This window comes from Kitasatospora sp. NPDC127116 (genome assembly GCF_042677365.1).
In the GTDB taxonomy this organism is placed as follows: domain Bacteria; phylum Actinomycetota; class Actinomycetes; order Streptomycetales; family Streptomycetaceae; genus Kitasatospora; species Kitasatospora lactacystinica.
The window spans coordinates 1-14,590 of sequence record NZ_JBHXTL010000008.1; the positions used below are offsets into that span (position 1 = coordinate 1).

Here is a 14,590-nt window from a genome sequence, read left to right on the forward strand (position 1 = left end):
GGGCGACCGCCACGCGGGGCCGACGCTTATCACGTCGTCATGTATTACGGGTTGCGATCCTCGGCCGCCCCGGGGGGCGACCGCCACCCGCCGGTGGTCCTGGAGCTGGAAAGCCGGTCGGCGGGTTGCGATCCTCGGCCGCCCCGGGGGCGACCGCCACCTCCGAGCGGAGGCCGAGTTGTCCAGCCGACACGCAGTTGCGATCCTCGGCCGCCCCGGGGGGCGACCGCCACGTTCCTGCGTGCGTCGGTGACGGCGGGCCCGACGGAGTTGCGATCCTCGGCCGCCCCGGGGGGCGACCGCCACGTAGGTGTCCGCGATGATGCCGCCCGGGGCGCGAGAGTTGCGATCCTCGGCCGCCCCGGGGGGCGACCGCCACCCGGGAGGCCCCGGGGACGGGGCACGGCTGCGAACGAGTTGCGATCCTCGGCCGCCCCGGGGGGCGACCGCCACAGCGTCTCCGCCCGCATGCCGTCGCCCGAAGAAGCGGTTGCGATCCTCGGCCGCCCCGGGGGGCGACCGCCACGTCCCACTTCGTCCAGATCATCGGCCGGCCGTCCGGGTTGCGATCCTCGGCCGCCCCGGGGGGCGACCGCCACAACCCCTCGGGCTGCAGGCAAAAGAACGTTCAACTGTTGCGATCCTCGGCCGCCCCGGGGGGCGACCGCCACCGTCGCCCGCCGCACCGAGGCCGAGCTCCGCGAGGGGTTGCGATCCTCGGCCGCCCCGGGGGGCGACCGCCACTACGACTGCCTGATGCAGGCCGCCTGGGCCAACATGTTGCGATCCTCGGCCGCCCCGGGGGGCGACCGCCACCCGGGTTCGTCGGCTGCGGCGATCCGCCGCCGGAGCCGTTGCGATCCTCGGCCGCCCCGGGGGGCGACCGCCACCTGGGGCCTCCAAGCTCGGCGGCTTCATGGGCGGCGGGTTGCGATCCTCGGCCGCCCCGGGGGGCGACCGCCACCCCTGACCGCCTCCAGCGCGTCCGCTACGCCGGGGTTGCGATCCTCGGCCGCCCCGGGGGGCGACCGCCACTCCGGGGCCGGGGCGTTCCTGGGGATCGAGCGGAAGTTGCGATCCTCGGCCGCCCCGGGGGGCGACCGCCACGCCGGCTGACCAGCGACAACTAGCGATCCGATACAGGATGACGAAGCATCCCAGAGGCCCAGACATATCCAAACAGGACATACTGCTTCGGCGTGAAGCGCGTGTCGCCTGCATGCTCCGGGTTCCGAACCACCCTCTGCCAGCCTGCCGACGACAGTAGGGTCCGGTCATGGGAAATCTGATCGGTATGGAGGACTCAAGCAGCGATGTGACGCCACTGTGGGCACACAGCCGGAACCTATCAGGCCGGCGCCACACTCTGGAGGATCACCTGCGCGGATCCGCAGCCCTGGCACGGCAGTTCGGCGCCGCCTTCGACGCGGGCGAGCTGGCCGAGTACCTGGCCCTGGTACATGACGTCGGCAAGGGCTCCTGCTCCTGGCAGCACGGTCTGCAGGTTGCCGAAGCCGACAGCCGGCGAGTCGGTATTCCTCACAAGGAGGCCGGGGCGTGGCTGGCGGCGTCGCATGCCGGGCGTCCGTTCGCCGCCGTCGTGCAGGGCCACCACGGCGGTCTTCCCGGATACCAGGACCTGCAGACGCTCATCGACTCCGTGAAGGCACGAACTCACAAGGAGCAGCCGCTGGTCGAGGAGGCGATCGCCCGTGTCGCCCTGGTTGTTCCGGAGATCGCTCCTACCGGTCGGGTGCCGCTGCCGCGGTGGCTCATGGGCCCTTCTTCCCCGGGCGCCCTGCTTGCGCGGGATCTGCTGCTGCGGATGCTGTTCAGCTGCGTGGTGGACGCCGACTTTCTCGACACCGGCGCGCACTTCGCCGATCTGCCTGTCGTGCTCCGTGAGGACGTCGATATGGCCGCTCTGGCCGGGGTGTTCGAGGAGCGCCGCCGGCGCGCGCTCGCGGCGCGTCGGCCGTCGCCGGTCGACGATGTTCGCCGCCGCGTCTATGAGCAAGCAGTGGCTCGCGCCACCGGCGGGCCCGGTATGTACGTGCTGCACGTGCCGACCGGCGGCGGGAAGACCTTCGCCTCGGCCGGGTTCGCGCTGCATCACGCGGCCGCGCATGGCCTTCGGCGGGTCGTGGTCGCCGTGCCCTACGTGAGCATCACCCAGCAGAACGCCCAGATCTACCGGGACCTCCTCGACCCCGACGATGACGCTCTCCCCTTGACCGTGCTGGAGCATCACAGCTCCGTGGACCTGGACGCCCCGGACTCCCGCCGGGCGCGCACGGCCGCCGAGAACTGGGACGCCCCGTTCGTCGTGACCACCACGGTCCAGCTCTTCGAATCGCTCTACTCCCACAAGCCCGCCGCCATGCGCAAGCTCCACCGCCTGGCGAAATCCGTGATCGTCCTGGACGAGGTCCAGGCCCTGCCGGACCATCTGCTGGTTCCGATCCTCAGTGCCCTGCGCGGGCTCGTCGAACGCTTCGGCGCCACCGTCGTCCTCGTCTCCGCGACCCAGCCCGACTTCTGGTCCCTCGCCCAGCTCCACGGCCTTCCCCGCCGCCGACTCATCGACGACCCCTCCGGCCTGTTCACCTCACTGCGCCGCGTGACCTACGACTGGCGCCAAGGCCCCCACGTCACCTGGGAATCGATGGCCGAGGAGATCGCCCACCGCAGCGGCCGCCAAACGCTGACCGTGGTGAACACCACCACGGACGCCGCACGCCTGCACCGCCTTCTGGAACACCAGGCGCCCGGCCCGGTGCTCCACCTCTCGACGCGGATGACGGCCGAACACCGTCGCACGACCATCGCCCTGATCCGGGACATGCTCGACGCCGACCAGGATGTCCACGTGGTCTCGACCCAGCTCATCGAGGCCGGCGTCGACCTCGACTTCCCCCGGGTCCTCCGGGCCTGGGCCCCCGCGGAATCCCTCCAGCAGGCCGCCGGCCGCTGCAACCGCGACGGCCGGCTTGTGCAGGGCACCGTCGTCGTGTTCCACATCCACGACGCCGGCCAGCCCCGCGACAACCTCTACGAGGCCGCCCTCAAAGCCACCGCGGCCCACATCGGCCCCGGCCTCGCCCAACCCGACGACCTCGACGCCCTCAACCGCTACTACCAGCTGCGCTACACCCTCCACGGCAGCACCCCAGCCGCCATGGGCGGCGACATCGACGACCTGCGCACCCGCTTGGAGTTCCCCGCCGTCGACCTAGCGTTCCGGATGATCAACGACGAGTACAGCCGGCCTGTCGTCGTCGTCCGCGACGAAGCCGACCGGGACGCCATCGAGGCCGACATCGCCGCGCTGCGCTCCCCCTTCCCGAGCGGCCCCGAACCCCTGCGCCGCCTGCAACCCCACACCGCCTCGCTCCCCCGCCACGAAGCCCAGGCCGCGCTCGCCGACGGGCTCGCCGAACCCGTGATCGGCGACCTCCTGCTGTGGAACGGCGCCTACCACCCCGACCGGGGACTCGACCCGGCCGAGAAGGAGGACCGCACAGCGTTCGTCGTGTAGCCGCCGACCACCGCCACAGGGCCGTCCCCATGGCCGCCCGCCCCGACGGCCGGCTGAGGTCTCACCATCGCCTACGCGGACGGATCACCCCCGCCCCCTGCGGGTCCTCGACCCGCTCCGCAAAACGCACCACCGAACTCGGCCTGCCCCGGAAGACATGTCGGCTTCCTCCGAATCCGGAGGGAGCCGACATGCCACCACAGTTGGGCACTATGCGCCGAAGGTCTCAGGCTGCCACTCGATGCAGGTGGGACGCTGTCCGCCCGAGGTCAGGAACTCCTTCACCGCCTGGCGGACGAGCGGTATCGGGATCTCCGAGTGGTCGGCGAACTGGGTCATGTTCCACACGAAGTGGTACGTGGGCCTGGTCCGGGTCTCCGGCGCTCCGACCGAGGTGAAGTTCCTCTTCTGGTCCATGTACGACACGAGCCCCAGGTCAAGACTCCTGTCCGCACCGACCACGAGCTGGTGATCCGGGAACCCCGACGAATGCAGTTCCCGGTCCTGTGAGTACACCTCCGCCAGGGTGCAGCAGTCATCCTCCCCGTCCAGGAGGTCGTCGACGAACGCATCGACGCCCTCCAGGGTGGTGATGACGACCGGCGCCTTCCCGTGGCCCTTCCGGTACCTGGCTTCAACGCCCTTCGTCAGCATTCGTTCGTCCATTTTGCTTTGTTCCTTCCGAACGCCTTGCTCGGCCGGCCGTCGCGACAAACCGGATCCGGCCAGTGCACCACCAGGTCCTTGTCGCCGAGCAGGCAGTCGAGAATCGCATCGTAACCGAGGACCGCATAGTCGCCGGGGGCCGCCGTGGTTGTTGACGGCAGTGAGCTTGTCGAAGACGGCCCGCAGTTTCGGTTCGCTGTTGGGCAGCCGCTTGTCGAACACGGTCTTGCCGCCGACGGTCAGGCCGCGGCCGTAGTGGTCGCGCTTGCCGACGTCCAGGCCGAGGCGCCGCCCTCGCCCCCGCAGCACCGCCCGCATGGAGGCCCACCTGCGCCACATCGGCGCCGTGGAGCTGTTCGTCGGCGGCGGCGCGGCAACGACTGATTCAGAACGACAGCTATATCGGATCTGTCCGTATACATGCCCTTGGCTCTAAGCCATCCGCCGCCCAGTTTCAGTCGATCCCCGACTATCGCTCCGCGATCCAAGTCGCGCTCTCGCATGATCATCCCGGCGCTGGTCTGCAGCGTCACAATCTGCGCGCGAAGGGATCGCTTCAAATATGAGGCACAACCTCCGTAGGTCATTACTCGGGTTTCTGTTATTGGCCCTTGTTTCACTGGTTCTGACACCGCCGTCGTGGGCTGAGCCGGGGAAGAATCCAGACGGTGGCGCGAGCAGCCATGGCGGTGCGGCCCCTCAGGCCGCTGCGCCGCCGGTCCCCTGGTCGATGGGGCAGAAGCAGCGCCAGGCCCACGAGCTCAAGACGGAAGGGCCCGCTGGCCCGCTGCCGAAGCCGGTCGCGGAGCGCATCGCGGGTCCGGGGACTGAGGGCTACCGCAGCCTGACGGAGGAGGAGTCGCGGGCCTGGTCTGCGGACAAGGTACAGTCGGCGTCCGCGCGCTCTGCCCGTGACGGGGAGGGTGCTGCGGCGGGCTGGCCTGCGGGTCACCCGTATATCGCCAATCTCCGGACGTTCGTCGATAATTACCAGAGCGGGAACACCGGACTTTCGTGGTGTGCGACCTGGGACTTCAACACGGATCTCCCGGCTGAGCTGCGGGCGAACAGCCGCGGGGATGTCGTGGTCACGTTTCACCGGGCTTCTGACAACGCTCTGATGCCGGGTGCCAGTCAGTGGATGGTGTACGAGGCCACCGGGTGGTGCTCCCTCGACGCTCCGATCCAGCGCGGTGTGAACTACTACGTGAAGGTCCGGTATGGGTACGCGGACGGGAGCTCGGACGAGCTGACGTCGGTCGCGGCCCCGCCGGTGCCGATCGTCGGTGTGCCGGACAACGTGTCGCTGGCGTGCCCGGACTCGCCGTCCAGCACCGGGATCGTGCTGAGCCTGGTCAAGTACTGTGCCGACCCGGTCAACACCTCAACAGGTGCTTTCGGCGAGGCGGTCACGGACGCCGAACTGCCCGGCCCCGGCCAGCCGTTCCGGCTGACCCGAAGCTACTCTTCCTCCTCCTCGACGGCCTCGGGTGTGCTCGGCAAGGGCTGGGTGTTCCCGTACTCGGCCTCCCTGGTCCTGGGCCAGTCGGTGGTCACCTTCCGGGCCGAGGACGGCTCTCAGGTCGACTACGCGGTCCAGACCGACGGTTCGCTGAAGGCCACACGCCCTTATGTCCGCTCGGTTCTGCAGAAGCAGGGCGCCGGATATCGGCTGACCACGCCCGATCGGCGTCAGCTGATGTTCGACTCGAATGGCCGGCTCACCGCGATGGTCGATGCTGCCGGTATCGGGCTGACGATGTCGTACACGGGCAGCCAGCTGACCGGCATCACCGACGGCGCCGGCCGCACTGTCGGCCTCGCCTACACCGGCGGGCTGCTCACCAGCATGACCGTTCCCGGTCAGCGCACGGTCGCCTACCAGTACACCGGCAACCTGGTCACCGGTGTCCGTGACCTGCGCGGCCAGAGCACCTCCTACGGCTACGACGCGAACGGACGGCTCAGCACCGTCACCGACCCGCTCGGCCACGTCGTGACCGCCAACACCTACGACGGCTCCGGCCGGGTCGCCGGCCAGGTCGACGCCCTCGGCGGCACAACGACGTTCAGCTACGACACCGCCAACTCCACGACGTATGTGACCCACCCGGACGGCGGCATCTGGACCCACGCCTACTCCGGCGGCGTCATCAGCTGGCAGTCCGACCCCTACGGCAAGACCACCCGCTACACCTACGACAGCGCGTTCAACCGCACGGCGTTCACCGATCCGAACGGCAACACCTCGACGTTCACGTTCGACGCCAACGGCAACATGCTGACCAGCACAGCCCCGGCGCCGGTGTCCGCCACCCAGACATGGACCTACGACGGCAACAACAACGTCACCTCGCAGAAGGACGCCCTCGGCCGCACCATCACCTACGCCTACAACACGCTGAACCAGCTGACCGGCACCACCGACCCCGCCGGCGGGAAGACCGGCTACACCTACACTGCCCTCGGTGCCCTCGCCACCGTGACCACGCCTCGCGGGGCCACCACCACGTACGGGTACGACGCAGCGGGCAACCGGACATCGGTCACCACCCCGCTCGGCGAGAAGACGACGTTCACCTACGACACGGCCACCCGGCTCACGAGCAAGACCGACCCGCGCGGGAACGCGGCAGGTGCCAACGCCGCCGCCTACACGACGGCCTACACGTACGACGCGGGCGGCCTGCTCACCTCCGCGACCGACCCGCTCGGCAACACCACCGCCTACGGCTACGACAATGCGGGCAACCTGACCAGCGTCAAGAACCCGCTCGGCGCCACCACCGCCTACGGCTACGACAACGCGGGCAACCGCACCACGGTCAAGGACTCCGCGGGCAGCACCACCTCCAGCGTCTACGACCCCGCCGGTAACCCGACCGCCGTCACGGACGCGCTGGGGAACCAGACCACTTACGGCTACGACAAGAACAACCGGCACATCAAGACAGTCACCGCCCGGGGCAACACCAGCCCTGAGCATCCGTTCGAGCGCTTCTACACCTGGACCTACGGCTACGACGCCAACGGCAACCTCACCTCGACCGGCCAGCAGGCCGGCGGCGGCCTGTCGATGACGTACGACGCCGTCAACCGGCTGCTCAGCGTCACCACGCAGAACGGCCGCACCACCTCGACGACCTACGACGCCGCCGGCCAGGCCGTCACCACCACCGACCCGACCAGCGCGATCACCACGCTCGCCTACGATGCGCTCGGCCGCCCGACAAGCCGAACCGACGCGCGTGGCAAGACCACGAGCTACGGCTACGACGCCGACGGAAACCGGACCAGCCTCACCACCCCCGAGGGCAACAGGACCACCTGGACCTACGACCTCGACCAGCGGCCGACCGGCACCGTCGACCCCCGCGGGAACGCCACCGGCGCCACCGCGGCCACCTACACCACCGCATACGCCTACGACCCGGCCGGGAACCCGACGTCTCTCAAGGACCCGCTCGGCAACACCATCACCACCGGCTTCGATCCGCTCAACCGCCCGACCACGGTCACCGACCCCCTCGGCCGCAAGACCACCACCGGCTACGATGCCGCGGGCCGCGTCACCACCGTCACCGACCCCAACGGAGCCGTCACCACCAACACGTGGAACGCGGCCGGCGAGCGCACCAAACGAACGGACGCCAACGGGCACGTCACCGGCTACGCCTACGACCAGCTCCACAGGATCACCGCCGTCACCGACCCCCTCGGTCGCACGACCCGCACCTGGTACGACGAGGAAGGCAACCGCTCCAAGACCACCGACGCCCGCGGCGTCACCAGCGAGACCAAGTACGACCCGCGCGGTTTCCCCATGGAGACGGTCTTCTCCGACGGCACCCCGAAGCTCGAGACCGCCTACGACGGCGACAACCGACTGGTCCACGTCGCCAACGGCACCGACACCCGGGACCTTGGATACGACCCCGCCGGCCGCCTGGCATCGGTGACCAAGCCCAACGAGACCACCGGCTTCGCCTACGCCTACGACACCGTCGGCAACATCACCAGCCGCCAGTATCCCGACGGCCGCAAGACCACCTACACCTACGACGCCGACGGCCGCAGGACCCAACAAACCGTCGACGGCGCCACCACCACCTACACCTACGACCCCGCAGGGCACCTGGCCACCACCGCCCTGCCCGCGAGCAACGGCCACACCGAAGCCCGCTCCTACGACCCCGCAGGCCGCCTCAGCGGCATCACCAGCGCCAAGGGCGCCACCACACTCGCCTCCTGGCAGATCACCCGCGACGCCAACGGCCGACCCGCCAAGGTCGACACCACACGCGCCGGCCTGCCCCCCGGCACCCAGAACTACACCTACGACAACGCCGGCCGCCTCCTGTCCGGCTGCCCGCTGTCGACCACCACGACCGGCTGCGCCGGCGGAACCCTGACCTACTCCTACGACCAGGTCGGAAACCGCCTCACCCAGAGCGACCCCGCCGGAACCACCACCTACACCTACGACGCCGCGGACCAGCTCACCAAGACCACCGCTCCCACGGCCACCACGACCTACGGCTACGACGCCAACGGCAACAACACCACCGTCACCGCACCCGCCAACAACAAGGACCTCGCCACCGGAACAAGCCTCAACTCCGGTGCCAGCCTGACCTCCAACACGGTTCGCCTGGCCATGCAGAGCGACGGCAACCTCGTCCTGTCCTCCGTCTCCACCAACCAGACCCTCTGGTCCTCCGGCACGGCAGGACACCCCGGTGCCTCGGCGACCATGCAGGCCGACGGGAACCTCGTCGTCTACGACACCGGTCACAACGTCCTGTGGGCCAGCAACACCCCCGCCAACCCCGGCGCCCACGCCACGCTCCAGGACGACGGCGACCTCGCCCTCTACAACAGTGCCGGCAGCCGAATCTGGAAGTCCGACACCGCCAAGGCCGTCCCCGACACCGGCAACCTCACCTACACCTACGACGCCGCCGGGCGCCTCACTACCGCCACCGGCAAGAGCACCCAGTCCTTCACCTACGACCCGCTCGGCAACCGCGCCACCTCCACAGGCACCAACACTCCCGCCCGCACGATCACCTGGGACATCAACAACCCCCTGCCGCAGATCGCCACCCAGAGCGACGGCACCGGCCAACTGATCGGCGACTACACCTACAACCCCCTCGGCCAGCCCCAGAGCCAACACGCAGGCAACGGAACCTTCTACAACCACCACGACTGGCTCGGCTCCGTCACCGACCTGACCAGCACCAACGGCACACCGCAGAGCCGCACCACCTACGACCCCTACGGGCGTGCCGCCACCACCCCCCTCGCAACCGAAGCCCCCACCTCGCCCTTCGGCTTCACCGGCCAGTACAACGACCCCGGCCTCGCCGGCAAGCAGTACCTCCGGGCCCGCGAGTACGACCCCTCACTCGGCCGCTTCACCGCCCAGGACCCCCTCGCCACCCCGGCCGGCTCCCCCTACGCATCCGCCTACACCTACGCGGCTGGCGCACCCACCGTCTACACCGACCCCACCGGCCTGTCGCCCGAGGACGACGACCCCGAGAAGATGGGCAACCTCGAGGCCATAGGCAGCGGCCTCGTCAAGGGCTTCAAAATGCCCTTCGAATTCGTCGGCGACGTCTTCAACGCCGTCACCGGCCGCAACGGCGGCGCCGGCGCCTTCGTCGACAAGTACGTCCCCGTCCGCCCCGCCTACGCCATGTACGTCGCCGCGGCCAAACTCCGCGAATTCGGCTGCCTCAACGTCGCCGACAAGGTTGAAAAACAAGCCGACGAGCTGGCCACCCAGGTCGTTCTTGCCGGTCTCGGCGGTGTACGCAGCTGGGGGAAAAAGGCGTTCGGCGAGAAAGCCGACATTGCTGGCGGCGGGGCACCCCTTCGCCGCTGGTGGGCCGCCGATGTGCGTACGACATTGAACGGCGACACCTACCTGGTTCCCTCGACGCCAGGCCTCAGGGCACGAATCAACCCTGATTGTGGCACGATGAACTGCGGACTCGTTTCTTTAGCCACTGACCAGTTGCTGGCAGGAAAGAACCCTCCCCCAGCACCCGCTGCAGACAATCCGCTTCTTCCTCACGAGCTCCAGGCCCTCGCCAACTCCAGTCAGCCATTCGTACAAAAGGGTGGCCTGTCAGGAGTCGTGAGCGACATGCTGAGCTGGGGAAACGGCTCTCGCGCGATCGTCATGGGCCAGCCAGCTTCGGCAGCGCAAAGAAGGGGTACCCTGGGGCATTTTTTCAATGTAATCAACGATAACGGCGTAATCGTCTTCCTCGATGCACAAAGCGGGCGCGCAGCCCCTGAGGGATGGCGCTACTACTACATCATGCGGACAAACTAGCCCCACCGCCTTCTGGATGGCCTCCCAAACCTTACCCGGGAGGCCATCCAGAGCCATCACGCCAAACTCCGAAGGCTTTTCAGTTGCCACACACCTAGCCCGGCGATTGCCTTGCGCGATAGAATCGCGATTACCAGAAAGGCCGCACCCGGCACGCCCGCAACCCTTCGCGAAAATTCGGAGCCGACAGTGAATGTAAGCAAGGAGCAAGCCGTCAAGCTGATTGAAGACCTGCTGATCAGGCGGCAGAGCGAAGCAGGGCTGCCAAAGCTTGCCGTCATTGGCGTCAATCAGACCGCTGTCGGATGGGTTGTGGCCTGGCAGTCCGAGCAATACAAATTGAATCCGACTCCTGAAAACATTCTCGTCGGCGGTGGACCGTACCTCGTCGACGGCACGGATGGAAGCATCTATGTAATTCCGGGAGAAACCTTCCGAACTGCGGACTGGCAAACAATGTACCGACAGCAGTTCAAAGGAGAACAGCCTCCCGACCCTATCCTTGACTCAATTCGGGCCGCCCTCCGGGCGAACGGTCAGCTCGCAGCAATTCGACTGGCGCGAAAGGTTGAACCTTCTTTCAGTATTTCCGAAGCAAAAGCGTACGTTTCTGCAATTCAAAGCGCAGGCGGCCCGCCAGAAGAATTGGTGCAACGAACCCGCAGGGTCGACCCCTGCCCACCACTTTCAATCTACAAAATTTCAGGGCCAAATATTTGATCATCCCATCGCCGTGAACTCCACTTCCCTCCGGTGCCCACTGGCACAACGGCGGCTAGGCCGTCTGGAAATCGGCCCCGCACTCGCGGGGACAGCTCCGGCATCTCAGGCATGGGGTCCTGACTCAGGGGGTCGGCCCATCCGCGAAGCGATAAGTGACCGACTCCTCTGCTTAGCGCGAACTTCCCGATGGCCTCTCGGCAGCATGGAGAGCGGCGTTCAACAGCAACCCGACAGCGTCTGATCTCGATGCGGCGTGTCCCTCCTGCGGCGCGTACGACCTGCACCGCTGGTACGGGCGGGAGACGGAGACCCGCCGGGTAGCCATGGGAGTCGTTTTCACTGCGTACGGAATCCTATGGGAGTGGTGCAGCTCGTGCTTCCGGTACCAGGTGTACCGCGACGCGATGGTTCCGGCGGAGTGGAGTCCGCCTTACAGGGTCGCGGCCAGCGACTGGGAATACTCGCCGGCACCCATTGACAAAGCCCGGAGGGATTTCATCAACCCCCTCGCTAAGGGGTGGGGGTATGAATCCCGGTAAATGAAGCGCACTAACCTTGATCGTTCGTGACGGCCCGTCGGTTCATCCGGCGGGCCGTTTCGGCTTGTCGGGTTGGCGATAGGCAGTCCGGTGGCCTGGCTGTCACGTCGGGTGAGCGCCGGGTTCCGCTGCTCCACCGGAGCCCCGACCTCCCACTGGCGAGTGGTACTCGGCAAGGAGTCTGCCGACCGCACCCGCGAAGCAGATCACCATGGAGAAGCAGGTTGGTAGCTCAGATCCGAGGTCAGCTGCGGCTGATCGGCTATCGCCTCGGGCGCCTACCGGCTCATCGGGCGAGTACGACCTGGAGCTCGGTGTCCTCGCAGCCGGCAGCGATCCGGTGCAGCGCATCGGCCTCGCGTTGATCGATGCTCAAACCCCAGCGGGTCTTCATGACAACCCAGTCGCTGACGTACGTGCAAGCGAAGCCTGCTGCCGGGGGCATCCAGTCCGCAGGGTCCTTGTCGGCTTTCGAGCGGTTCGTCTTGGCAGAGACGGCGAGCAGCGCGCGGGGGTCGCCGAGGTCGTTGCCGTACCGCTCACGCTCCTTCGAACTCCAGTTCGAGGCCCCGACTGGCGGGGAGCGTCATTCCGAACGTGCCATATTCCCCTGGCAGGAGCCTGGGGCGCCGCCATGCGCTATGTGCTGCAGACCCCCGGGCGTATGGCCAAGCTGCCCAGGTCGTCGAGGCAGGACACGGCCACGGCTCGTGTGGATGACAAGGTTCAGGAACGGAGTTGCCTCCGGGCCAGAGGGCCGGAGGCAACTCGCTCCGCCAGGGGCGGTGTTGGGGTCGTTATCCGGCGCCAGTGTGGTGCTGTCGTGGCCGGGTGCGGTCATCGGCTGGCCTCGGTGTCGCGCTGGCGGATTTCGAGGAGGAGGAGTTCGACGAAGTCGAGGGCGAGGACGGGGTCGTGGAGGGTCCAGGGGCGATCGTGCCGGCCGCGCTGGATGCTGCGGGCGCCGTCCGGGCTGGTTTCGACGCGGTGGAGGTGGCCGCGCTGAGTGAGGACGGCGAGCCAGGAGTCCGCCTCGGCCCAAGTGGCGGGGGTGGTGCGCATGGTGGGGTGCTCCCGTTCGGCGGTGGTGCGGGCGGGTTACCGGCCGGGGTGACCTGGTCGGTCACCTCGGCGTTCGGGTGTCGGTCAGTTCCGGTCGGCGGTGACCGGCTGACCGGGCTGGGGCCGGAGCTGGGCCATCAGCTCGGTCAGCGTGGCGCTGGACAGGGGGATCTTCTGACCTCGGATCGCCTCGGCGACCACCTTGCGGGTCAGCCTGCCGTTCTCCGGCGCGGCCTGCCGGGCGATGGCCAGCAGGTCCTCGGTGTCCAGGTCAGGACGGCGGTCACTGTCCCGGTCAGTGACCGGTGGGTCGGCGACCTCGGCGGGGCTGACCATCGCGGTGGTGACCGGCCTGGTGTCCGCCGGTCGCTCAGCGACCTGTCGGCCGTTGACCGGGTGACCGCCCAGGTCAGAGAGCTTGGTCAGACTGACCGCGCTGACCGGGGTCAGCAGCGGCTGATCGCCTGATGCGGTGACCGGACGGCTGACCGGCAGCTCCGCACCGGAGCAAACTCCGCTGTCCTGACCGCCGGTCAGCGCCGCCAGCCGCTCGGTCAGTCCGGCCTCGACGCTGACCTGACCTCGGCCAAGGGTGACCTCGGTCAGGTCAGGAGTGACCTGACCTCGGTCGGCCTCGGCCCCACGGCCAACCTGGCCGTCCCAGTCAACGGGGCTGACCGGTCCGCGGGCGATGAGGATGTAAAGGTGGACGGCGCCGGCCAGGGCGAGCGGGGCGATCGTGGAGAGCACCGCGACCACCGAGTCGCCAAGCCGCAGGCCGGCGGTGGCGCTCTGCTCGTTGAGCCGCACGGCGTGCAAGGCGTTGGCCCACAGGCTCGCCCCGGTGGCCGTGCCAAAGAGCAGCCAGACGTACATGCGGGCCCGCAACGGGGCATCCCGCATCACGAGCAGAGCGCGCACCCCGTAGGCAATGAAACCGTCGATCACGAGCGGGAACACGAAAGTGAGCATGCCCCTCACGTGGATGGCCACGGCCATCTGCTGCAGCGCGTCGTAGCTGAGCGCGCAGCCCGCGCCGCCGAGGGCGATGACGACGGCCCGGTCCCAGCCGGTGACGTGCGCGGAGTTCGGGGTGGTCGCGGTGGTGGTGCTCATGCGGCCGTCCCGAAGTCGTCGCGGTGCAGTTGGTCGGCGGCGCCCTGGTCGGCCGAGGCGGTGCGGGTGGCCTGTTCGGCGATGCGGCGGTGGCGGATCGCGCGGCGGGTTTCGCGGTAGAGCTTGAGGGCGTGCTCCGGGCTGATCTTGAGGAGCCAGGCGAGGCGCTCGACCGGCACGTCCTGGCGGTATCCGGCGAGGACGACAGCGCGGCGCTCGGCGCGGGTGATGTGGATGTCCCGTCCGGCCAGCACGGCGTTGACCCGGCTGTAGTCGAGGCGGTCGTTGAGCCTGGTGTGCAGGGGTTCGCGCTCCTCCTCGGTGAGGCCGCCCCGGATGCCGTGGGTGTCGCCCGTCTCCAGCGCGGCGTCCAGGCAGGCGCGGGCGACCGGGCACTGGGCGCACAGCGCCTTGGCGGTGGTGATCGCGGCCGTGTCCTCAGGACCGGGGAAGAACACCTCGGGGTCGACGGGGGTGTACTCGGTCGGGGTGCAGACGGCCTGGTCCTGCCAGGTCTGGTCGCCGAGTGCGCGGTGGCGGACAGGGCGGGTCGTGGTGGTCATGCGGGGTTGCTCCGATCGCTCTCCGCGCGCAGGG

General features: G+C 68.5%; 7 protein-coding genes, 2 pseudogenes and 1 CRISPR repeat array. Of the genes and pseudogenes, 3 read left to right on the forward strand and 6 right to left on the reverse strand.

Going from position 1 to position 14,590, the window contains the following annotated elements:
• Positions 1-50: 50 nt before the first annotated feature.
• Positions 51-1,107: a CRISPR direct-repeat array (repeat unit 37 nt; unit sequence GTTGCGATCCTCGGCCGCCCCGGGGGGCGACCGCCAC).
• Between the two features lie 169 nt (positions 1,108-1,276).
• Positions 1,277-3,538: a CRISPR-associated helicase Cas3' gene (gene cas3 / locus ACFVHV_RS05060; RefSeq protein ID WP_380348852.1), complete on the forward strand. Its 2,262-nt coding sequence runs from the start codon at positions 1,277-1,279 to the stop codon at positions 3,536-3,538.
• Between the two features lie 210 nt (positions 3,539-3,748).
• Here cas3 and ACFVHV_RS05065 read toward each other — a convergent pair whose 3' ends face one another.
• Both ACFVHV_RS05065 and ACFVHV_RS05070 read right to left on the reverse strand, forming a co-directional pair.
• Positions 3,749-4,204, reverse strand: coding sequence for an Imm1 family immunity protein (locus ACFVHV_RS05065; protein WP_380349004.1), 456 nt, complete (start codon positions 4,202-4,204; stop codon positions 3,749-3,751).
• 159 nt (positions 4,205-4,363) lie between these two features.
• Positions 4,364-4,522: pseudogene (locus tag ACFVHV_RS05070) on the reverse strand (IS110 family transposase); the annotation flags it as partial.
• Between the two features lie 802 nt (positions 4,523-5,324).
• Here ACFVHV_RS05070 and ACFVHV_RS05075 point away from each other — a divergent pair.
• Positions 5,325-10,553, forward strand: a complete 5,229-nt coding sequence (locus ACFVHV_RS05075; protein ID WP_380348854.1) for a DUF6531 domain-containing protein — start codon at positions 5,325-5,327, stop codon at positions 10,551-10,553.
• A 189-nt stretch (positions 10,554-10,742) separates the two neighbouring features.
• Complete coding sequence (locus ACFVHV_RS05080; protein ID WP_380348856.1) at positions 10,743-11,273, forward strand: hypothetical protein; 531 nt, start codon at positions 10,743-10,745, stop codon at positions 11,271-11,273.
• Between the two features lie 828 nt (positions 11,274-12,101).
• Here the strand turns inward: ACFVHV_RS05080 and ACFVHV_RS05085 are convergent.
• The 4 genes and pseudogenes from ACFVHV_RS05085 to ACFVHV_RS05100 all read right to left on the reverse strand — a co-directional run.
• A pseudogene (locus ACFVHV_RS05085) lies at positions 12,102-12,374 on the reverse strand (DUF1524 domain-containing protein); the annotation flags it as partial.
• 278 nt (positions 12,375-12,652) lie between these two features.
• The gene (locus ACFVHV_RS05090) at positions 12,653-12,877 is read right to left on the reverse strand and encodes a hypothetical protein (protein ID WP_380348858.1); all 225 of its coding nucleotides are present in this window, start codon (positions 12,875-12,877) and stop codon (positions 12,653-12,655) included.
• Between the two features lie 84 nt (positions 12,878-12,961).
• On the reverse strand, positions 12,962-13,993 hold the full coding sequence (locus tag ACFVHV_RS05095; RefSeq protein ID WP_380348860.1) for a DUF2637 domain-containing protein: 1,032 nt from the start codon (positions 13,991-13,993) through the stop codon (positions 12,962-12,964).
• Positions 13,990-14,556: a WhiB family transcriptional regulator gene (locus ACFVHV_RS05100; protein WP_380348862.1), complete on the reverse strand. Its 567-nt coding sequence runs from the start codon at positions 14,554-14,556 to the stop codon at positions 13,990-13,992. The genes ACFVHV_RS05095 and ACFVHV_RS05100 overlap by 4 nt, the downstream gene beginning before the upstream one ends.
• Between the last annotated feature and the right edge of the window lie 34 nt (positions 14,557-14,590).

Excerpts from the sequence above, each read along its gene's own strand:
- ACFVHV_RS05090 (WP_380348858.1), bottom strand. The coding sequence starts at position 12,877 with ATGCGCACCACCCCCGCCACTTGGGCCGAGGCGGACTCCTGGCTCGCC.
- ACFVHV_RS05095 (WP_380348860.1), bottom strand. The coding sequence starts at position 13,993 with ATGAGCACCACCACCGCGACCACCCCGAACTCCGCGCACGTCACCGGC.
- cas3 (WP_380348852.1), top strand. The coding sequence starts at position 1,277 with ATGGGAAATCTGATCGGTATGGAGGACTCAAGCAGCGATGTGACGCCA.
- ACFVHV_RS05075 (WP_380348854.1), top strand. The coding sequence starts at position 5,325 with ATGCCGGGTGCCAGTCAGTGGATGGTGTACGAGGCCACCGGGTGGTGC.
- ACFVHV_RS05100 (WP_380348862.1), bottom strand. The coding sequence starts at position 14,556 with ATGACCACCACGACCCGCCCTGTCCGCCACCGCGCACTCGGCGACCAG.
- ACFVHV_RS05065 (WP_380349004.1), bottom strand. The coding sequence starts at position 4,204 with ATGGACGAACGAATGCTGACGAAGGGCGTTGAAGCCAGGTACCGGAAG.